Below are 21,062 nucleotides of genomic sequence, written 5' to 3' on the forward strand. Positions count from 1 at the left end.
TAAACGCAGCGGATGAAATTACAGAGCAACGCCTTTCGCGATTACACTGCCGAACAGAAACTCTTTGTCCGCCGGGCTTTGGTGGCTTTTGTTGGCATTTTCCTGCTCTCCAGCGTGCTGGTGGTCAACCTCTATCACCTGCAAATCCTGCGTTTCGACGATTACAGCACCCGTTCCAATGAGAACCGCATCAAGCTGGTGCCTGTAGCGCCCAGCCGCGGCATCATCTTTGATCGTAATGGCGTCCCGCTGGCGCTGAACCGAACCATTTATCAGGCCGAATTGGTACCTGAAAAAGTCGATGACCTGAAGCAGACGCTGCAGGATCTGCGCCCGGTGCTGGATCTGACGGACGACGATCTCGACGCCTTTGAAAAAGAGCGTAAGCGCTCACGTCGTTTCACCTCCATTCCGGTAAAAACCGCACTCAACGAAGTGCAGGTGGCGCGCTTTGCCGTCAATCAGTACCGCTTCCCCGGTGTGGAAGTGAAAGGTTATCAGCGCCGCTATTATCCCTACGGTCAGACGCTGACGCATGTAGTGGGCTACGTCTCTAAAATTAACGACCGCGACGTTAAGCGCCTCGATGATGAAGGTAAATGGCCTAACTATGCCGCGACGCATGATATCGGCAAGTTGGGCATCGAGAACTATTACGAAGATGTGCTGCATGGCAAAACCGGCTACGAAGAGGTTGAAGTGAACAACCGCGGCCGGGTGATCCGCCAGTTGCACGAGCAATCCCCTCAGGCCGGTCGCGATATCTATCTGACCGTTGACCTGAAACTGCAGCAGTACATCGAAACCCTGTTGACCGGCAGCCGTGCCGCCGTGGTGGTCAGCGATCCACGCACCGGTGAAATTCTGGCGCTGGTGTCCACACCGAGCTACGACCCTAATCTGTTTGTCGATGGCATCTCCAGCAAGGATTACAAAGCCCTGCTAAGCGATGAGAACCGTCCGCTGTATAACCGCGCGTTACAGGCATCCTACCCGCCCGCCTCAACGGTGAAACCCTATGTTGCCGTCTCTGCGCTGAGTGCAGGGGTGATTAACCGCAATACCAGTCTGTTTGACCCCGGCTGGTGGCAGTTGCCCGGTTCGGAAAAGCGCTACCGCGACTGGAAAAAATGGGGACACGGCCGTCTGAATGTCACCAAATCGCTGGAAGAGTCTGCCGATACCTTCTTCTATCAGGTCGCCTACGACATGGGCATTGATCGCCTGTCAGAGTGGATGACCAAATTTGGCTATGGCCATCGCACCGGTATTGATTTGCCGCAGGAAAGTCCCGGCAACATGCCAACGCGTGAGTGGAAGCTGAAGCGCTTTAAGAAGCCGTGGTATCAGGGTGACACCATTCCAGTGGGCATTGGCCAGGGTTACTGGACCGCAACCCCGGTGCAGATGAACAAAGCCATGATGATTCTGATCAATGACGGCATTATCAAAGTGCCGCATTTACTGCGCGCTACCCGTGAAGGTCAGGCCATGGTGCCGTATCGCCAGCCGCCGGATGCGCCGATTGGCGACATCCACTCGGGATATTGGGAAATCGCCAAAGATGGCATGTACGGCGTGGCCAACCGCGCGAACGGGACGGCGCACAAAAGTTTTGCTGATGCACCTTACAAAATCGCTGCGAAATCCGGTACTGCGCAGGTATTCGGTCTGAAAGAGAACGAGACCTATAACGCGCACAAAATTGCTGAACGCTTGCGTGACCATAAGTTAATGACGGCATTCGCGCCTTACGACAAACCGCGCGTTGCCGTGACCATGATTCTGGAGAACGGCGGTGCCGGCCCGGCAGTGGGTACGGTGATGCGTCAGATTCTCGACCACATAATGTTAGGCGACAACAATACCGTGCTGCCTGAAGCCGCACCGACGCCGCCTGGCTACGAAGGTGAATAAAGATGTCCATGAACGATAGCCCGCAGAAAAGATCGATCTGGACGCGTATCCATATCGATCCCCTGTTTATGCTGATCATCCTTGCGCTACTGGCTTACAGCGCCATCGTCATCTGGAGCGCCAGCGGTCAGGATCCTGGCATGATGGAGCGTAAGCTCGGTCAGATTGCCATGGGTATCATTATCATGCTGGTCATGGCGCAAGTGCCGCCGCGCGTGTATGAAAGTTGGGCGCCCTATCTCTATATTGTCTGCGTGATATTACTGGTGGCGGTGGATGCCTTTGGCCATATCAGTAAAGGGGCTCAGCGCTGGCTCGATCTTGGCTTTGTGCGTTTCCAGCCCTCGGAAATCGCCAAAATAGCGGTGCCGCTGATGGTGGCGCGCTTTATTAACCGCGATGTCTGCCCACCGACGCTGAAAAATACCGGCATTGCGCTGGTGTTGATCTTCATGCCGACGCTGTTAGTGGCGGCACAGCCTGACCTCGGCACCTCGATTCTGATCGCCGCGTCCGGCCTGTTTGTGCTGTTCCTGTCGGGCATGAGCTGGAAGCTGATTGCCCTGGCGGTGCTGCTGGTGGCGGCCTTTATTCCGGTACTGTGGTTCTTCCTGATGCATGACTATCAGCGCGACCGTGTGATGATGCTGCTCGATCCAGAGAGTGACCCGCTCGGTGCCGGTTATCACATTATTCAGTCCAAGATTGCGATTGGATCCGGTGGTTTACGTGGCAAAGGCTGGCTGCATGGCACCCAGTCACAGCTGGAGTTTTTGCCTGAACGTCACACCGACTTTATCTTTGCGGTACTGGCAGAGGAACTCGGCCTGGTCGGCGTATTAGTGTTACTGGTACTGTATCTGCTGCTGATTTTGCGCGGCCTGATTATTGCGGCGCGCGCGCAAACCACCTTTGGTCGCGTGATGGCAGGTGGTTTGATGTTGATTTTATTCGTCTATGTTTTCGTTAACATTGGTATGGTAAGTGGTATCTTACCCGTGGTCGGTGTTCCGCTGCCGCTGGTGAGCTACGGCGGGTCGGCGTTGATTGTATTAATGGCCGGATTTGGCATCGTGATGTCGATCCATACTCATCGAAAAATGTTATCTAAAAGCGTTTAAGAGGCTGCACATGCGTAAGGATTGGCTTGGGGTTGCACTGGCATCATTGGTACTGGCTGCCTGTTCCGCACCGGAACAGCAGAATAATACTGCGCCACCGCAGCCGGCCTATAATGGCCCGGTGGTGGAAATCCCAGGCGTTGAACCGCGCTATGAACCGATCAATCCTTCTACCAGCCAGGATTACAGCGTTAATGGTAAAAATTATCGCGTAATCAAGGATCCTTCGAACTTCAGCGAAGTTGGGTTGGCCACCTGGTACGGTGCAGAAGCACAAGGTAATCGCACAGCGATCGGCGAAGCTTACGATCCAGACGCCTTAACTGCGGCACACCCTACTCTGCCACTGCCAAGCTATGTGCGCGTCACTAACCTCGCCAATGGTCGCCAGATCGTGGTGCGTGTTAATGACCGTGGCCCGTATACCCCCGGCCGCATCATTGACCTGTCTCGCGCGGCAGGCGACCGTTTGAATATCTCGAATAATTCCCGTGTTCGCGTGGATTACATCAAAGTCGCACCGGATGGTTCTGTTTCCGGCCCCGGCACCATTGGCACCACAGTGGCGAAGCAGAGCTACGCCCTGCCCGCGCGCCCGGATCTTAACGGCGGCATGGTGATGATGGGTGGCAGCGCCAATACCACGCCTGCACCTGCGCCACAGGATGTTCGCGCAGTCGATAACAGCACCCTGCAGAGTAACGGTGGACTCGGTGCCCCGGTGCAGAGCAGCGGTTTCCTCGGCGCGCCTCAGCCTTTAGCAAACGGTGTACTGGAAGGCAGTGAACCGGCCGCCACGCCTGTGCAGGCAACATCCGCTGCGCCTGTCGCGGCATCGGTTTCTGCTCCAGCCAGCGCTGCACCTCAGAGTACGCATACCGCCGGTGGTTATGTCGTTCAGGTCGGTGCGGTCAATGATGCGGCGCGCGCCCGTCAACTGGCGACCAGCCTGGGTAAACGTTTTGGCGTCCCCGGCAATGTGGAAGCCAATGGCAACGTTTATCGTATTCAACTCGGCGGCTACAGCAGCCGGGCGGAAGCCGCTGCGTTACAACAGCGCCTGACCACTGAAGCACAAATGAGCTCATTTATTACAACCGCCCGTCCGTAATGTTACGGGCAGTTACCTTTACTGCTGAAACTGATTTGCAAAGCAAGATGTCGCTCGATCGGGCGTTTGCTATAGTAAGGCACTTTTTTCACTCTTAGCCCACGGATGTTGTAGTCCTTAACATGAATACGCTGAAACCCTCTCGTTTTCTGAAACGCCTGACAGTGGGATCACTGGTCGCCCTTTCTCTCAGCCATGCCGCCTTTGCGGACGATGTTAACCTTAAGACGATGATCCCGGGCGTCCCGGAAATCGATGCTGAAGCTTATGTGCTGATCGATGCCAACTCAGGTAAAGTCCTGGCCGAAAAGAACGCCGATGCGCGCCGCGATCCCGCCAGTCTGACCAAAATGATGACCAGCTATGTGATTGGTCAGGCGGTCAAAGCAGGCAAAATCCATAACGATGATATCGTCACCGTCGGTAAAGACGCATGGGCCACCGGTAACCCGGTGTTCAAAGGCTCGTCACTGATGTTCCTGAAGCCAGGCGATCGCGTACCGGTTTCTCAACTGACGCGCGGTATCGTGTTGCAGTCAGGGAATGATGCCTGTGTGGCGATGGCCGATTACGTTGCCGGCAGCCAGGATGCGTTTGTTAGCCTGATGAACAATTATGTTGGCGCGTTAGGTCTGAAAAACACCCACTTCCAGACCGTGCACGGCCTCGATGCTGAAGGCCAGTACAGCTCGGCGCGTGATATGGCGCTGATCGGCCAGGCATTGATTCGTGATGTGCCGGACGAATACTCGGTCTACCGTGAAAAAGAGTTCACCTTCAACAATATCAAACAGATGAACCGCAATGGTTTACTGTGGGATACCAGCCTGAACGTTGACGGCATCAAAACCGGTCACACTGATGCGGCAGGTTACAACCTGGTGGCTTCTGCCACTGAAGGCCAGATGCGTCTGATCTCTGCCGTCATGGGCGGTCACACTTATAAAGGTCGCGAAACCGAAAGTAAAAAGCTGCTGACCTGGGGCTTCCGTTTCTTTGAGACCGTCGCACCTCTGAAAGCAGGCAAAGAGTTCGCCTCTGAGCCGGTTTGGTTTGGTAACAGCGATCGTGTCCAGTTAGGCGTTGAAAAAGATGCCTACCTGACCATTCCACGCGGCCGTATGAAAGACCTGAAAGCCAGCTATGTACTGACCAATACCGAACTGCATGCACCGCTGCAGAAAAACCAGGTGGTGGGTAGCATCAACTTCCAGCTGGATGGCAAAACCATTGAACAGCGTCCGCTGGTGGTGCTGAACGAAGTGCAGGAAGGCGGCTTCTTCAGCCGTATCATTGATTACATCAAACTGATGTTCCATCACTGGTTTGGCTAAGACGCTTGAAAAATCGTCTGTCTGATACCATATAATTAGAAACCCCCGTTTCAAACGTATAGGGGAGGCTGGAAAGCCTCCCTTATCGATTTTTATGCATCACCTGTTGTAGGGGCGGCCTTCGGGCTTCTCTTCTCAATTTTAAGCACCGGAGCCAACATGAAAACCAAACTGAATGAACTGCTCGAATTCCCTACCCCCTTCACCTATAAAGTAATGGGTCTGGCGCAACCGGAGCTGGTTGATCAAGTGGTTGAAGTGGTGCAGCGCCACGCCCCCGGCGACTATACCCCGGCAGTGAAACCGAGCAGCAAAGGTAACTACCATTCGGTTTCTATCACCATCACCGCAACGCATATCGAACAGGTAGAAACCCTGTACGAAGAACTGGGTAACATCGATATCGTGCGCATGGTCCTGTAATACCCGCGCTGGCAAAGGCGGCTTTGCCAGCGTTATACTCAGCCCTTCACTCTTTACCGGATCTCCGCTTTGTCAGCTAACACGCTTCTTGTTCGTCAACTGGGCCAGCGCGACTGGCAACTTGTCTCCGATGCGATGCATCAGTTTACCGATCAACGTGACAGCAGCACCGCCGATGAAATCTGGCTGGTGGAGCATCACCCCGTATTCACTCAGGGCCAGGCAGGCAAAGCCGAGCATCTGCTGATGCCAGGCGATATTCCGGTGGTACAGAGCGATCGTGGCGGTCAGGTGACCTATCACGGACCGGGGCAACAGGTGATGTACGTTTTGATTGATATTAAACGTCACAAAATCGGTGTCAGAGAGCTGGTCACTGCGCTGGAGGAAACCGTGATCGCCACCCTGGCGGATTATGGTATCGCTGCGCGCGCACGTGCCGACGCACCCGGCGTTTATATCGGCGATGACAAAGTGTGCTCATTAGGCCTTCGCATTCGCAAAGGGTGCTCCTTCCACGGCCTGGCATTAAATGTGGCGATGGATCTGGCACCTTTCCTGCGCATCAATCCCTGCGGTTATGCCGGCATGCGCATGACGCAGTTAAGTGAAAAGCAGCCGGGCGTCACAACCGCCGACGTACAACCCCGTTTGGTACAACATTTCGCCCGCTTAATGGGTTTCACCCAGCTTGAATGGCAAAATGAGGCCAGGGTCTGACCTTGACTGTCTGTGCTCATTTACAAAATTGTAACTTTAGCACTCGCATATCGGCTGCTTATGCGCAGACGAAATGATATAATTTTTGCCATATTTTCAAATAAAGTTGAAAGCCTGGTTCTCAGTTTGAGTGAGGAAGCTTTCAAATCGCAATCCCGACCGGAACCTGCAGATTTATGAGTAAACCAATTCAGATGGAACGTGGCGTCAAGTATCGCGATGCCGACAAAATGGCGCTGATTCCGGTGAAAACCGTGATGGTCGAGCGTGAAGAAATTCTGCGTAAGCCGGAGTGGATGAAGATAAAACTGCCTGCGGATTCCAGCCGCATTCAGGGTATCAAAGCCGCCATGCGCAAAAATGGTCTGCACTCAGTATGTGAAGAGGCCTCCTGCCCTAACCTCGCTGAATGTTTTAACCACGGCACCGCCACCTTTATGATCCTCGGCGCGATTTGTACGCGTCGTTGCCCATTCTGCGACGTCGCCCACGGCCGTCCAAATATGCCTGACGCCAACGAACCGCTGAAACTGGCTCAAACCATTGCCGATATGGCGCTGCGTTATGTGGTGATCACCTCGGTTGACCGCGACGATCTTCGCGACGGCGGGGCTCAGCACTTTGCCGATTGCATCACGGCCATTCGCGAAAAAAGTCCTAACATCAAAATTGAAACGCTGGTGCCTGACTTCCGTGGCCGTATGGATCGTGCGCTGGAAATCCTCACCGCCACGCCGCCAGATGTGTTCAACCACAACATGGAAAACGTGCCACGCGTTTACCGTCAGGTACGCCCTGGCGCCAACTACGACTGGTCGCTGAAGCTGCTGGAGCGTTTCAAAGAAGCGCATCCTGATGTGCCAACCAAGTCTGGCCTGATGGTCGGATTGGGTGAAACCAATGCGGAAATCGTAGAAGTGATGCGTGACCTGCGTCGTCATGGTGTCACCATGCTCACACTCGGCCAGTATTTACAGCCAAGCCGCCATCACCTGCCGGTACAGCGCTATGTGAGCCCGGCAGAGTTTGATGAGATGAAAGAGGAAGCCATGGCGATGGGCTTCACCCACGCGGCCTGTGGCCCATTCGTCCGTTCTTCTTATCATGCGGATATGCAAGCCAAAGGGCTGGAAGTGAAGTAATCGGTTTTGCGGGTCTGACGCCCGCAGCCAGGCTTTTTTCACCCGTGCCAAAAAACAAAAACCAGACTGGAAGCAGTCTGGTTTTTTTATCAACGTCATAAACATTTACACTTATTGACGTTTGAAGTCGGATTACTCTTTGTGGCTCACGCGTTCAGCCGGCGCTTCTTCAGCGGTGCTTTTGGTTGCGGTGGATTCATCGTCTTTCATGGCTTTCTTAAAGCCTTTAATGGCGGAACCCAGATCACCACCCAGTGAACGTAACTTGTTGGTACCAAACAGCAGTACAATAAGTGCACCGATGATCAGCAGTTTGGCAATGCTGAAACCTTCCATACTTTACCTTTCAACCTTAGCGAAAACAGACATAGCTATTAACGCGCAGTTTATCAGCTGTCACAACTGGAATCTGTAACAGATTACGATCAACATCCGCGCAACATTAAATAAAGCGGCTCAAAAAGGCCTGCGTACGCGGGTGCTGTGGATTACCGATCACCTGCTCCGGTGTTCCCTGCTCCACCACCACGCCGCCATCCATAAATACCACCCGATCCGCCGCCTCACGTGCAAAGCCAATCTCATGTGTCACCACGATCATGGTCAGACCACGATCGGCCAGCGTGCGCATCGTCGCCAGCACCTCTCCCACGAGTTCGGGGTCCAGCGCGGAAGTCGGCTCATCAAACAGCATCAACGCCGGTTTGATGGCTAACGCACGAGCAATCGCCACACGCTGCTGCTGGCCGCCGGAAAGATGGCGTGGCCACGCATCGGCTTTGTCACTCAATCCCACCGTTGTCAGCAGTTCGCGCGCATGCTGCAACGCTTCCTGGCGGGGAAACTTATGCACACCAATGGGCGCTTCAATAATGTTCTGCAGCACGGTCATGTGTGGATAGAGGTTGAATTGCTGAAACACCATGCCGATCTTCTGACGCTGGTGAGCAATCCGCCGTGCCGACAGGCGATGCAGAATCCCACGCTTCAATTCGTAGCCAATCTGCTCTTCACCCACCATGATGGAGCCGGCGTTCATATCTTCCAGATGGTTTATACAGCGCAGGAAGGTCGATTTGCCCGATCCCGATGGCCCGAGAATCACCACCACTTCACCTGGAAACACATCCAGATCGATCCCTTTCAATACCTCGTTATCGCCATAACTCTTCTGGACATTGCGCGCAGAGACCAGCGGCTGAATCTCACTCATACATCCTCCTTCAGCTGATGTGTGGCTGCGACAGCCGTGTCTGTCCGGCGTTTATTCACCACGGTACGTTTGGTGCCGCGTGCGTAGTAGCGTTCAATTGCTGACTGCCCAATATTCAGGATCGACGTGATCAGCAGATACCAAATCACGGCGACCATCAGCATCGGGATAATTTCAAAGGTGCGGTTATACACGGCCTGCACCGAGTAAAGCAGATCGCCCATGGCTATTACGCTCACCAGCGAGGTCGCTTTAATCATACTGATCAGCTGATTGCCGGTCGGAGGAATAATGGATCGCATCGCCTGCGGAATGATAATGCGGCGTAATGCACGGCTGCGGCTCATGCCAAACGCCTGAGTGGTTTCCACCTGTCCCTGATCCACAGACAATAGCCCGGCGCGAATGATCTCCGCCATATACGCCGCTTCATTCAGTGCCAGTCCGGCAAACGCAGCGGTCAGCGGCGTAATCAGATCGTTGGTATTCCAGCTGGCGAAGGTAATATCCGTCCAGGGTACGGTAATCGAAATATTCGGAAACAGCGTCGACAGGTTGTACCAAAAGATCAGCTGTACCAGCAGTGGCGTACCCCGGAAAAACCAGATGTAAAGCGACGAGATGCCGCTCAGCATTTTATTTTCCGAAAGACGCCATACCGCCAGCAGCAGGCCCAGCAGCGTACCGAGGATCATCGAGACCACCGTCAGCCCGAGCGTCACCTGCAGCCCTTTCATCACCGAACCTTCGGTGAACCACTGCAACACCACTTTCCATTCAAAATTGGGATTGGTCGCCACCAGCCAGAGAAAGTTGGCCGCGACCACCAGTACCACAATCCATGAGATCCAGCGTCCATAGGTGGGCGCACTGCGGGCGAAAGCGACATCGCGCTGCTGCACGTTGGCCTTATCCCTGGCTCGCGTATTGTGGGTGACCGGATTCATTTTGCTGTCCCCTGCGCCAGATTACGACCCGGCTGCTGCAAGATATTGCCGTCGAGTTTCCACTTCTTCATGATCGCCGCGTAGGTGCCGTTGGCGAACAGCTCTTTATAGGCGTCGAGTACTACGTTGCCCAGTTCGGAACCTTTTGGTACTACCGTGCCCTGGAAAATATCGCCAAAGCCGTTTTTCTGCCCTTTACCGGAAAGCTCCAGCTGGCCATTGGCTTGCTCGATAAAGTAGGTCAGCGGTGCCTGTGAAGAGAAGAATGCATCAGAACGCTTAGATCGTACTGCCAGAATCGATGAAGGCTGATCGGTGAAAGATTGCACCACCACCGCAGGTTTGCCCGCGGCAACGCAAGCGTCCGACTGCTTACGAATCACCTGCTCAGCTGAACCGGCTGCCATCACAGCAATACGCTTGCCGCAGGTGTCTTCCAGACCGTTAATTTTCGCTGGATTGCCCTTCTGCACGCCGAACACCACGAACTCCTGCACAAAATCGATGAAGTCGACTTTCTGCTGACGATCGGGATAGTCGCCAATCGGCCCAATCGCCATCTGATAACGGCCCGAATTAATGCCAGCTAAAACACCCGACAAACCGCTGACTGTGGCATGTTCAATTTTCACACCCAGCAATTGAGCCAAAGCATTCGTCAGGTCGGCTGAGGCGCCGTCCATCGAATGTGGACCGTTCACGATCTCATAAGGAGGAAACGATCCGTTGTTTACCGAAATCATTTTTCCAGCGCTTTTAATCTCTGCTGGCAAGCGGTCATGCAGCGCCTGATCAACTTTCTGCGTTGGGATAGTTTCCGCTGCCTGCACTGCGCTGACTGTCAGCCCCAGCGCCAACGTTATTGCTGTTGTAAGTTTATTCATGAGCCAGTTCCCCAAAATCTATCAAAGTGGTTTCAGTTCAGGACGAGCAAAACGGCGGTTTTCCAGCACCGGCAGTACGCTACGTGCGTAGGCAATACGTTGTGGATCGAGGTCGGCGAACACCAGTGCCGCCGACTCTGGCGCTTTGGCTATCGCCACGCCAAGAGGATCGATGACCAGACTGTTGCCGATGTTACGCGGGCCACATTCGCCCACGGCCACCATGTAACAGGTGTTTTCCAGTGCGCGTGCCGTACACAGCAATTCCCAATGCATCTCTTTCAGCGGGCCTTTGACCCACGCGGCAGGCAATACCAGCACATCAGCACCGTCCAGCACCAGACGGCGCGCCAGCTCCGGGAAACGCACGTCGTAGCAGGTCATCAGGCCCACTTTCATCCCGGCCACTTCCACCAGCGGTGGGATTTCGTTGCCTGGATTCACGCGCTGTGACTCCTGCATCGCAAACGCATCATAAAGATGCAGCTTTTCGTAGGCGGCGATGAGTTCACCGTTGCGAATGGCAATCAGCACGTTGAGCGCTTTGTTGCCTTCAGTTGGCACGTGCACGCTCATCATGGTGGTCAAATCGTTGCCTTTGCTGACTGCCAGCAGCTGCGTGATGAAAGGACCATCCAGCGGTTGTGCGGCTTTCAGTACCAGATCAGGGTCGGCAATATCACGCGCCAGCACGCCTTCTGGCAGGACCAGTAAATCCGCGCCTCCGGCCAGTGCATTGTTCATTAAACCGATGCAGATATCGGTGTTTTCCTGCCATTCCCGGCTGACAGCAAACTGCCCCATTGCAACTTTCATCTTCACTCCCCTTGCACTGCTGCCGGGAAAATCGCTTCCGGCGTCAGTAATGTTTTGGTTAAGCCTTGCTGGAACAGCTCGTTAGCAAAATCGGCGATCATCTTTTTGTTAGCGGAGAATCCGTTTTGATTCCAGTCCGCCGGTAATTCCTGCGCGGTACGTCGCAAATCATCCAGCAGCCACGGTGTGGTGTCGGCGTATTTCTCGCGTTTCTGCATCCACATCTGGTACGAACGATCGATGATTTCGCTTAACGCCTGCGGCAGCCAGGGATGCATTTCCGCCAGTGCCGGTTTCATCGCCAGCAGATGGATACCCGGCACGTAGCCGACGCGATTAAAGTAGTCGCGCTCGGCGGTCACAAAGTCGTTTTGCAATTGACGCAGGCCAGAATTTTTCAGGAAGAAACCTTCTGGCATAAAGGGCGTGAACACCGCATCCAGCTCACCGGCCTTCAGCAGTTCGATCAGCGGGCGCTCACCCGGTGCCGGCTCAATGCGGCCCGGACGACCGAATCCCGCGAGGCGATCCACAATCGGATGTTCTTCGGTCAAACGGCCGGCAAACCAGTACGCATCATCGATCTCCACGCCAGCTTCACGCAGCACGGTGCGCGTCCAGGTGTTGCCAGAATCCTGCCAGCCGGTCACCCCGATTTTCTTGCCTTTCAGTTGAGCGGGCGTGGTAATCGGGCTGTCAGCGGTGGTGATGATGCAGCGCTGGCGGAAGCCGCGCATCAGGAAGTGCGGCAGGCCGAGCAGTGCGTTATCGCCTCTGGCGCATGCCTGAGCATAGCGGCTGAATGACACTTCACCCGCGTCGTATTTGTCGCTGGTCGCGAGGTTATCAACCAGCGTGCCCACGCGGTCAATCTCTAACGTGAAGCCTTCCGGTTTGATGTCGCCGAGTGCCAGCGGGGTGAAATAATCCCAGTCACGCACCGCCAGTCTGATGGTTACCATAATTGTGCTTACCCCGTTTTCGGCCAGAGATCTGGCGCTGTTTATTTATTCAGCAAATAGTGCTTGAATTTGAGTCTAAAACGCGAATACTAATCTGAACAATCAATTCTTTGTTACTGAACAAATGATTTTCTTATGACGCAAACGGTAGATGTCGAGTGGCTTAGCCATCAAATAGACGATGCTTCGGTAAAGGGAATAACGCTTACCGCCTCATCCTTAATTCGGGACGGCCAAATTGCTGTTGGCATGCAAATGCCTGCGGTGCGCGAACTGGCGGAGCGGCTGGGCGTCAGTCCGGCAACCGTTTCTGCTGCCTGGGCGCAACTGAAGAAGCAGAAAGTGCTGGCGGGTAAAGGACGCAGTGGCGTGTGGGTGTGTGGCAACAGCGTACTGCCACGCCCTATCCGCTTTGAGAAGATTGGTAACTACGGCGAGAACATCCGGGCGGCGCTGGCGATGGCGTCACCCGATCCGGCGTTGCTACCCGATCTTAAACGGGCGATCCTCGCGGGGATTGCCTCACCTGAGTTAAACAGCTATCAGCGCGAAGCGATCTCCCCGCAATTGCAAGCGGCCATCAGTCCACGCTGGCCCTATCCGGCGGAAGCCTGGTTAGCCACTGATGGCGGTTTTGATGCCATGAACCTGATTGTGCAGACGCTGTTGTCGCCGGGCGATCGGGTGGTGATTGAAAATCCCACGGCCACCCGTTTGCTGGATATGCTGGAAAATATCGGCGCAGAAATTTTGCCGCTGCCCTGTGATGATCAGGGGCCTATACCCACGGCGCTGGCCGCACATCTGCAAAAATCACCGGCGATGTTTATCTATCAGCCGCGCACGCATTCGGCCACCGGCTACAGCGTGACTCAGCGTCGCAGCGCCGAGTTAGCAAGGGTGCTGGCGAACTGTACCACGATGATTGTCGAGGATGATGGCATTGGCGATCTGTCGCGCTGGCCGGCCTGGAGCCTCGGTTTTCACTTCCCGGAACGGGTCATTCACGTTCATTCTTTTTCCAAAGCCTATGGTCCCGATCTGCGCCTGGCGGCGTTATCCGCGACGGCAGACATGGTGAAACGCTTACAGTCGTGGCGTAACTTCGGCGTCAGCTGGACCAGCCGTATCTTGCAGGATGCGGTGGCATGGATGCTCACCGATGAGGCCACACAGCAGAGCGTTCAACAGGCGAAGACCGTTTACGCGCAGCGTCGCCAGCAGTTACTGGCGGCACTGGCAAAACGCGGAGTGGTGCTGGAAGAGCGAGATGGGTTGAGCGTACAGATCCCGGTGGAATCAGAGCAGTACGCCATGATCACCCTGGCAGCACGCGGCATTGCTGTACTGCCGGGAGAACGCTGTTGCCTTAACGGCGAGCCCTTTATTCGCGTCAGTGCTTCACTGCTCCCGTTCGATCAGCTTGAAAGCATTGCTGACGCGCTGGTCATCGCCACCGGGCGTGAACTTAAAGCGAGCCCAGATCTTTGATGTGATAACGCGGAGATTCTACATAGCCTTCACGCGAGTAGAACTGGTTGGCTTTAAGGCGGGAAGCGTGACAATGCACTTCCATGCGATCGCAGCCCCGTTCACGCGCTAGCTGCTCGGCATGACTGAGCAGCTGTTGGCCACTGCCTTTACTGCGCTCGCCTTCCGCAATGCAAAAATAGCTGATGCGGGCGAAATCACCGGGCAGCGCCAGTTGGGGGATAAAGTGCAAAGAGAGAAACCCCAGAACCTGATTACCGTGTTCTGCCACCAATAAAATTTCGTCGGGATGGCTGCATAACTGCGCCAGACGCGTATCAATAAACTTTTCAGTGCCGCTGTAACCCAGTTCGGTTAACAGCGCACTCAGGGCAAAACTGTCTTTTGCCAGTGCCTGACGTATATTCATCCTGCCTCCTCATGAGTCCTTGCATGCAGTTATATAGCGTTGTTGCGTAAAAAGCTGCAAGTAAGGATTGTTATGAGAATGTTACTGCCACGTTCTGTGAAATACGCCGCAGAATGTGCCCTGTCATCAGACTGTCATCACGGCTTAAGGTTGGCTTAACCTGGCTTTGCGATGCTGAGTGAAATACACCTCTGGGGCGCGCACATGAAAAACCTGATTCCACGTAGCTACAATGAAGTAATGGCGCTTTTCGTCGCCATGGCGGCCGTGTTGGGCTATTCCCTGACCTGGTGGCACATGTAAAAAGGACAAAAAAAACCCGCCATTAGGCGGGTTTTCAAAATTCTAACTGTTAACTTACAGAGCGATAACGTTAGCAGCAGATGGGCCTTTAGCGCCGTCAGTGATTTCGAACTCTACACGCTGACCTTCAGCCAGAGTTTTGAAACCATTGCTCATGATTGCAGAGAAGTGTACGAATACATCTTTGCTGCCATCTTCTGGAGTAATGAAACCGAAGCCTTTCGACTCATTAAACCACTTAACGTTACCTTTGATCTTGGACATCTATATTACCTTTACATGAAAAATGGACACTAAACTGTGTCGGCATCTAGTACAGCAATTGCGGTGACATTTGTCCAGTGAGAATTGATGAAAAAGTGATAAATATTGATTTTTTGCATCCCCTTCACACTTTTTGACGCTTTTCACACGCTAAAACTGGAATCTCAGCCAGGCAAAATAGACGTTGCCGTTATTATAAGTCCCTGGAATATAAGTCATTTGGAAAGTGGCTGGCCCATATCCTATTGATGCTAATGGCAAAACCAGTGGAACCGGGATATAGCGCCAGTTATCTCTCGCGGTGACGCCCGCGGTGTAGCCTGCACCGATGTGGAAATTCTGGTCGTTCAATGGCCGCCAGGTCGCTTCCCAGCCATAGCCAGCTATAGGCTCCCATTTGTTGAACGAGTCTTTGAACACCATGGCATAGAGCCCATGCCAGTTGCCTTTCTCATCCCAACGAGAGACACCGCCACCTGCACCCCACGGCCGCTCGTTGTACTTTTCGATATGCTCGTCATCATAGGTCCAGCGGTTATGCCAGGTGATAGCGGGCAGGTAAAAGTCATGATGCTGTGGCTGCGACCAGGTTTGCTCAACATTGGTGCTAAATGTGTTCCATCCCGCCTCAACGGCTTGCGATGTTGTGACTGCTGATGCCGAAAACGTCATGGGTAACGTCAAAATTCCGCCCAAAAGTGCGGATAAAATGTGCCGATTCACAAAAAAATCCTATTAAGTCATCTCTTAAATTCGCCCCAGTAAAAGGCGCATTCGGTGAGTGGGCGATTATTAGCGCAACAACTTAAAACGATATCTAAAAAAGCGGCTAAAAACTCCAGGGATAGTCTGTGTTACACCATTATTTTCCGATGATTTAGATTAGGTTGTGGTTTTTCTATAGGAAAGAAATATCCCGGTCTTAAGGAAAAATGCACATTAAATGCACTCTCAGCGTGATAATCACCCAGAGAGACAACTTAATTTTCAGCAACTTAACGACAATCATTTATATCTGAAATAAATTAATTAAATTTATGAATTGAACTCTAAGGGTGAATAAGATAAATCTCATCTTTCCAGGATGGAGAGGGAGGAACATTGAAATGACGATTCGCTGTCGACGCTGCGGCTGCGCTAAATTTTATTTCACAGTGCCGAAAGTGGAAGAGGATAGAAATAACCCACACCATGGTGCGTGTTGCGCGGGTTGTGATAAACCGATTGACTGGCGGGACATGATTCCGGCAATGCTGACATTAAGCGAATTCGCCGCGTCCCGGGCAGAATAAAGAATTCAGGCACCTCAGGTGCCTGTTCATGCTAAAAAATCAGTTTGAATACACCCGTAATCGTCAGTAATCCCACGATAAAAATGATGGCAATAATCCACAGAATTATTTTCATTGTTCGCTCCTTCAGTGATGAAAAATAACGCGCCTGTTAACCAGTATAGATGATCCTTCTGCGTTCGCTGTGCAGTGCGAGCACTGTCACGCATGGTGATGAGCGTTGCCTTCCGTTCAGTTTTATTTCTGCGAGACGGGTCGCATGTCGCGATTTTATCTCTCTCCCGCTGCGCACCGCCAGCTCGTGCTGTCTAAACTTACAGCGCCTCTAGCAGGCCTCAATTGTTATTACTGCCTACGTAACAAGGAGATCTTATGAGCACGATTAATACCAGCATGGGGCGTTACAGCCTGAAGGCAAAGGATTACGGCAACCACATCAGTGGCAGCATTGCTATTAACGATGAAGGTGGCACCCAACTCACCATGCAAGAGTTTGAAGAGCATTACCTTGACGATGTCGTCAACAATGTCATTTATCCGGTCACGGGTGGGAACCGTGAAATTACCCGCGCGTTGCGCGATCAGATGGTGAAAGCGGGCTTTGAACAGCCGCATTGAGTTTTTGGGCCACAGATTGTGGCCCTTTGCTTTTGATAACACTCACTTGCGGTAATGATAGCTTTAAGCGCAGGATGCATTATCGAACATGACAAGGAGATTGACCGCGTGAGTGCCCTTTACCGACTTCCCCCTTCCCAGTTACATCAATTTGTTCAGGCCATTTGGTTACATGCCGGCAGCAGCGCCGAAGAGTCACGTTTAGTGGCTGACCATCTGGTGGCCGCCAATCTGGCCGGTCACGATTCCCACGGCGTAGGAATGATCCCGAGCTATATGAGTTCGCTGAAGCAGGGATTCCTGCAACTGAACCAGCACACCACCATTGAAAAGGATGCCGGTGCGGTGCTCACCCTGCACGGTCATAACGGCTTTGGTCAGGTGGCGGCACATCAGGCGATGCAGTTGGGTATTGAGCGTGCAGCGAAGCTGGGTATCGCTGCGGTCGGCTTACACCACTCCCACCATATTGGTCGTATCGGTCATTGGGCGGAACAGTGCGCAGCTGCGGGATTCGTCTCTTTCCATTTCGTCAACGTGATGGGTGATCCGATGGTTGCGCCCTTTAACGGTAGCGACCGTCGTTTTGGCACCAACCCCTTCTGTGCCATCTTCCCACGCCAAAATGCCAAACCGCTGCTGCTCGATTTCGCTACCAGCGGGATTGCTTACGGCAAAACACGCGTGGCGTGGAACAAAGGGCAACAGGTCGCGCCCGGTTATCTGATCGATCATCAGGGGCAGCCCACCACCGAACCCGGTGTGATGCATCAGGCACCTTATGGCTCGCTGATGCCCTTCGGTCTGCACAAAGGTTACGCGCTGGCCACGATGTGCGAAATTCTGGGCGGTGCGCTTTCCGGTGGTCGCACCACGCACGATGCCACGCTGGTCAGCAGCCATGACGCCATTTTCAACTGCATGACCACCATCATCGTTAATCCCGAAGCGTTTGATGCCCCGGCGATGCAGGAAGAAGCAGAATCGTTCCTCGAATGGGTAAAACGCTCGCCACAAAGCGGCGATGCACCGATTCAGGTGCCGGGTGAATGGGAAGAACAGAATCGTATCGAACGCGATCGCGAGGGGATTCCGCTCGACAGCAACAGTTGGGAACAGATTTGTGCAGCCGCATTACAAGCGGGCATGTCCGATGAAGAGCTGGCGGCCTTCCGCGCGCTGGCGCAGTAGACCCCAGTAATAAGAAAGCTGAGGCACATCGCCTCAGCTAATTTCCTTCAGATCACGTTAGCCAGCAGCAAACAGCCGACCAAACCACACACCGAAATAATGGTTTCCAGCGCGGACCAGGAGCGGATGGTTTCACCGATGGTCAGGTTGAAGTATTCCTTGAACAGCCAGAAGCCCGGATCGTTGACGTGAGAGAAGATCACGCTGCCGGAACCCACGGCAATCACCATCAGTTCCGGGCTGGCACCGCTGGTGGCAATCAGTGGTGCAACGATCCCGCCGGCGGTAATCGCCGCCACGGTGGCTGAACCCAATGCGATACGCAACACCGCCGCGATGGACCACGCCATAAAGATCGGCGATACATTGGTCTCGTGCATCATACTCGCGATGTATTTATCGACACCGCTGTCCACCAGCACCTGCTTGAACGCCCCGCCGCCACCAATGATCAACAGCATCATGGCGATGATTTTGATCGAGTCGGTGATGGTGCCCATCACTTCATCCATGCTACGTCCACGGTTCAGACCAAAGGTGAAGATGGCGATCAGTACCGCAATCAGCGTTGCCATAATCGGGTCACCAAAGAACTCCGCATACGGCAACAACAGATGCCCTTTCGGCAACACCATCTCCGCCACGGCACGCAAGGCCATCAGCACTACCGGCACTAACGCCGTCCAGACGCTGACGCCAAAGCCGGGCATTTCCGCTTCGGTAAAGGTTTTCGGGTTCCACAAACCTTCAGGAATCGGTTTGTCGATGCCTTTCAGGAAGCGCGCATACACCGGGCCCGCCAGAATCACGGTCGGAATACCCAGCAGGGTGCCATACAGCAGCGTTTTACCCATATCGGCGTTGAACAGCGTCGCAATCGCGGTAGGGCCAGGATGCGGAGGCAGGAAACCGTGTGTCACAGAGAGTGCCGCAGCCATCGGCACGCCGACGTACAACAGCGGTACGCGCGCGGATGCCGCAATGCTGAACACCAGCGGCAGCATCAACACAAAGCCCACTTCATAGAACAGCGCGAAGCCCACCGTGAAGCCGGTTAAGACCAGCGCCCACTGAATGTGTTTTTGACCAAATTTAGCAATCAGCGTGGTGGCAATACGCTGGGCACCGCCGCAGTCAGCCAGCAGTTTTCCCAACATCGCGCCAAAGCCCATGATCAGCGCCAGACTACCAAGTGTGCCGCCCACGCCGGTTTTGATCGATCCAATCACTTTGTTGACGGGCATACCCTGCATCATGCCCACCGCCAGCGCGACCAGTATCAGCGCAATAAATCCGTTCAGCTTGAAGCGAATCATTAACAGCAGCAGTAAGGCTACGCCAATCGCCACATAGAGTAATGGCATAATTTTTCTCCACTTTTGCGCACGACAGCATGTCGGCAGCGGTTTGTTTTGTTGATCCCAAAGGACAGTCGATTCGTTGACATCGCTGAGAGGCACGCGGTCTGCCGCACAATGTTACGGGTATCATGTTAAGGGTAACATTGCGCACAAAGCATCAGCCGTGCGGGGGGAATTTCTGTTTTGCGAAGGTGATCAACTTTTTGCCAGGCAGTTATCAGAATGTTTGCAGCGGGGGCGTCACCACTTTTGGTTACACTAAGGTCTCTACGCCCTTCAAAAAAGGATCTGCAGGTGAGTGAGAATCTGATCGAGTTGTACAGTAATCAACAAACCCTGTTTGGACGTGGCAGCATTGACCGATTATTGCCGCTGCTGGCTGCCCATCCCCAACCGACATTGCTGTTTTGTGGCCGATCTTTCCTTAACGGTCCCGCCTGGCAAAGACTGGGTGCGGCACTCAATGACCAGATTTTGGGCTATGAAATTGTCAGCCATGAAGCCTCGCCCGATGAAATTGATGCCTGGGTGAATCGCTGGCGCGGCCATGTGGATCGCGTAGTGGCGATCGGCGGCGGCAGCGTGCTGGATGCCGCTAAAGCTTTCAGCGCCATGATGCAGCATCCGCTGAATACCGCACGTTACCTGGAGAAAGTGGGTGATACGCCGGTTCAGGCGATCACTCTGCCGCTGATCGCCATTCCCACCACAGCGGGAACGGGCAGCGAGGCGACGCAAAACGCCGTGGTGACCGATCAGCAGCATATTCAGGTGAAAGCCTCGTTGCGCCATCCGGTGTTTGTACCACAGGTGGCCATTCTGGATGCCGATTTGCTCAAGGGCACACCAGATAGCGTACTCGCCACCTGCGCCATTGATGCATTTACCCATCTGTTTGAAGCGTATCTGTCGCGCAAAGGCAATCTGTTTACCCAACAAACGGCGCTAAATGGGTTGCGGCTGTTCTTTCAGGCGTGGCCAAACCTGAATCGTGACGATGCACAAGGTGATGAAGCACGAGAAGCGATGATGATGGCTTCCTGGCTGGGCGGTGTCTGCCTGAGCAGTGCGGGATTGGGCGTGATTCATGGGATTGCCGGTGAACTGGGCGCCATCAAACCTTTCCATCACGGAGAAGTGTGTGGACGTTTGCTGTTCCCATTCCTCGATGTGCTGGCGGAAACCGAGCACGCTGAACAGCAGCGTTTGATGGCACAGCTGGGGCAAGCGCTACTACCGGACGATCCGGCGCCGCCAGCGTTAGCGCTGAAAGCCTGGCTGCAGCAGCATGCGATTGTGCCCTTCTGGCAGGATGGGCCGACCTTGAGCGCCACCGACGTTGACTGGATTGTCGCGCGCGCCAACAGTAAAAACGGCTGGGTCAGTTACGATGCCCCCACCCTCACCGAGATGATTACTGCGGCCTGGCACGTTGCATAACATCGGTTGATTTAGACGGTGCGGGCGCGCCAAAGCACACCCGCACAACATGACTTTCCCGCCACTTTACAGCGCAATGTCGTGCAGCTTCATCTCGCCGCGC

21 protein-coding genes and 1 pseudogene are annotated in these 21,062 nt (G+C 54.0%); 11 read left to right on the forward strand and 11 right to left on the reverse strand.

Annotated features, from left to right (window positions below; genetic code table 11):
* Positions 1-12: 12 nt before the first annotated feature.
* The 7 genes from mrdA (at position 13) to lipA (ending at position 7,768) form a co-directional block, all read left to right on the forward strand.
* Positions 13-1,917 carry a peptidoglycan DD-transpeptidase MrdA gene (gene mrdA / locus CRO33_RS05750; RefSeq protein WP_034829051.1) on the forward strand — a complete coding sequence of 635 codons (1,905 nt, stop codon included), beginning with the start codon at positions 13-15 and terminating at the stop codon, positions 1,915-1,917.
* Between the two features lie 8 nt (positions 1,918-1,925).
* The gene (gene mrdB / locus CRO33_RS05755; RefSeq protein WP_097117589.1) at positions 1,926-3,038 is read left to right on the forward strand and encodes a peptidoglycan glycosyltransferase MrdB; all 1,113 of its coding nucleotides are present in this window, start codon (positions 1,926-1,928) and stop codon (positions 3,036-3,038) included.
* Between the two features lie 10 nt (positions 3,039-3,048).
* Entirely contained in the window at positions 3,049-4,149 is a 1,101-nt protein-coding gene (rlpA, locus tag CRO33_RS05760; protein WP_097117438.1) for an endolytic peptidoglycan transglycosylase RlpA, read from the forward strand.
* A gap of 122 nt (positions 4,150-4,271) precedes the next feature.
* Positions 4,272-5,483 carry a D-alanyl-D-alanine carboxypeptidase DacA gene (dacA, locus tag CRO33_RS05765; RefSeq protein ID WP_034829047.1) on the forward strand — a complete coding sequence of 404 codons (1,212 nt, stop codon included), beginning with the start codon at positions 4,272-4,274 and terminating at the stop codon, positions 5,481-5,483.
* A 159-nt stretch (positions 5,484-5,642) separates the two neighbouring features.
* Complete coding sequence (gene ybeD / locus CRO33_RS05770) at positions 5,643-5,906, forward strand: DUF493 family protein YbeD (RefSeq protein WP_034829045.1); 264 nt, start codon at positions 5,643-5,645, stop codon at positions 5,904-5,906.
* A 69-nt stretch (positions 5,907-5,975) separates the two neighbouring features.
* Positions 5,976-6,626, forward strand: coding sequence for a lipoyl(octanoyl) transferase LipB (gene lipB / locus CRO33_RS05775; RefSeq protein ID WP_097117439.1), 651 nt, complete (start codon positions 5,976-5,978; stop codon positions 6,624-6,626).
* Positions 6,627-6,802: 176 nt separating this feature from the next.
* Positions 6,803-7,768, forward strand: a complete 966-nt coding sequence (gene lipA, locus CRO33_RS05780) for a lipoyl synthase (RefSeq protein ID WP_034829042.1) — start codon at positions 6,803-6,805, stop codon at positions 7,766-7,768.
* Positions 7,769-7,900: 132 nt separating this feature from the next.
* On the opposite strand, the gene tatE is transcribed toward lipA, so the two are convergent.
* From tatE to CRO33_RS05810, 6 genes are all read right to left on the reverse strand, one after another.
* Positions 7,901-8,104, reverse strand: coding sequence for a twin-arginine translocase subunit TatE (tatE, locus tag CRO33_RS05785; protein WP_034829040.1), 204 nt, complete (start codon positions 8,102-8,104; stop codon positions 7,901-7,903).
* Between the two features lie 106 nt (positions 8,105-8,210).
* Entirely contained in the window at positions 8,211-8,981 is a 771-nt protein-coding gene (locus CRO33_RS05790; RefSeq protein ID WP_038648340.1) for an amino acid ABC transporter ATP-binding protein, read from the reverse strand.
* Complete coding sequence (locus CRO33_RS05795; protein ID WP_097117440.1) at positions 8,978-9,928, reverse strand: amino acid ABC transporter permease; 951 nt, start codon at positions 9,926-9,928, stop codon at positions 8,978-8,980. Before CRO33_RS05795 ends, CRO33_RS05790 begins: the two co-directional genes overlap by 4 nt.
* Positions 9,925-10,812 carry an ABC transporter substrate-binding protein gene (locus CRO33_RS05800; RefSeq protein ID WP_097117441.1) on the reverse strand — a complete coding sequence of 296 codons (888 nt, stop codon included), beginning with the start codon at positions 10,810-10,812 and terminating at the stop codon, positions 9,925-9,927. Before CRO33_RS05800 ends, CRO33_RS05795 begins: the two co-directional genes overlap by 4 nt.
* Positions 10,813-10,833: 21 nt before the next feature.
* The gene (locus CRO33_RS05805; protein ID WP_034829032.1) at positions 10,834-11,628 is read right to left on the reverse strand and encodes a deaminated glutathione amidase; all 795 of its coding nucleotides are present in this window, start codon (positions 11,626-11,628) and stop codon (positions 10,834-10,836) included.
* A 2-nt stretch (positions 11,629-11,630) separates the two neighbouring features.
* Positions 11,631-12,590, reverse strand: a complete 960-nt coding sequence (locus CRO33_RS05810) for an ABC transporter substrate-binding protein (protein ID WP_045816520.1) — start codon at positions 12,588-12,590, stop codon at positions 11,631-11,633.
* A 135-nt stretch (positions 12,591-12,725) separates the two neighbouring features.
* Between CRO33_RS05810 and CRO33_RS05815 the strand changes: the two genes are divergently transcribed.
* Complete coding sequence (locus CRO33_RS05815) at positions 12,726-14,081, forward strand: aminotransferase-like domain-containing protein (protein ID WP_097117442.1); 1,356 nt, start codon at positions 12,726-12,728, stop codon at positions 14,079-14,081.
* On the opposite strand, the gene CRO33_RS05820 is transcribed toward CRO33_RS05815, so the two are convergent.
* The 4 genes from CRO33_RS05820 to CRO33_RS25020 form a co-directional block, all read right to left on the reverse strand.
* Positions 14,059-14,490 carry a GNAT family N-acetyltransferase gene (locus CRO33_RS05820; protein ID WP_034829026.1) on the reverse strand — a complete coding sequence of 144 codons (432 nt, stop codon included), beginning with the start codon at positions 14,488-14,490 and terminating at the stop codon, positions 14,059-14,061. The genes CRO33_RS05815 and CRO33_RS05820 overlap by 23 nt on opposite strands.
* A gap of 357 nt (positions 14,491-14,847) precedes the next feature.
* Positions 14,848-15,057: a transcription antiterminator/RNA stability regulator CspE gene (cspE, locus tag CRO33_RS05825; RefSeq protein ID WP_034829024.1), complete on the reverse strand. Its 210-nt coding sequence runs from the start codon at positions 15,055-15,057 to the stop codon at positions 14,848-14,850.
* A 150-nt stretch (positions 15,058-15,207) separates the two neighbouring features.
* The gene (pagP, locus tag CRO33_RS05830) at positions 15,208-15,780 is read right to left on the reverse strand and encodes a lipid IV(A) palmitoyltransferase PagP (RefSeq protein ID WP_369682969.1); all 573 of its coding nucleotides are present in this window, start codon (positions 15,778-15,780) and stop codon (positions 15,208-15,210) included.
* Positions 15,781-16,380: 600 nt separating this feature from the next.
* Positions 16,381-16,464 (reverse strand): membrane protein, encoded by an 84-nt coding sequence (locus CRO33_RS25020; RefSeq protein ID WP_017346848.1) that lies wholly within the window; start codon positions 16,462-16,464, stop codon positions 16,381-16,383.
* A 257-nt stretch (positions 16,465-16,721) separates the two neighbouring features.
* Between CRO33_RS25020 and CRO33_RS05840 the strand changes: the two genes are divergently transcribed.
* Both CRO33_RS05840 and CRO33_RS05845 read left to right on the forward strand, forming a co-directional pair.
* Positions 16,722-16,967 (forward strand): hypothetical protein, encoded by a 246-nt coding sequence (locus tag CRO33_RS05840; protein WP_008103719.1) that lies wholly within the window; start codon positions 16,722-16,724, stop codon positions 16,965-16,967.
* Between the two features lie 108 nt (positions 16,968-17,075).
* Complete coding sequence (locus tag CRO33_RS05845; protein WP_058960811.1) at positions 17,076-18,158, forward strand: malate/lactate/ureidoglycolate dehydrogenase; 1,083 nt, start codon at positions 17,076-17,078, stop codon at positions 18,156-18,158.
* Positions 18,159-18,205: 47 nt separating this feature from the next.
* Here CRO33_RS05845 and gntT read toward each other — a convergent pair whose 3' ends face one another.
* The gene (gene gntT / locus CRO33_RS05850; RefSeq protein ID WP_045816524.1) at positions 18,206-19,522 is read right to left on the reverse strand and encodes a gluconate transporter; all 1,317 of its coding nucleotides are present in this window, start codon (positions 19,520-19,522) and stop codon (positions 18,206-18,208) included.
* A 125-nt stretch (positions 19,523-19,647) separates the two neighbouring features.
* Between gntT and CRO33_RS05855 the strand changes: the two are divergent.
* Positions 19,648-20,959: pseudogene (locus CRO33_RS05855) on the forward strand (iron-containing alcohol dehydrogenase).
* The last annotated feature ends 103 nt before the right edge of the window (positions 20,960-21,062 follow it).

Origin of the sequence: Pantoea sp. GL120224-02, assembly GCF_900215395.1 — a bacterium.
GTDB classification, from domain to species: domain Bacteria; phylum Pseudomonadota; class Gammaproteobacteria; order Enterobacterales; family Enterobacteriaceae; genus Pantoea; species Pantoea communis.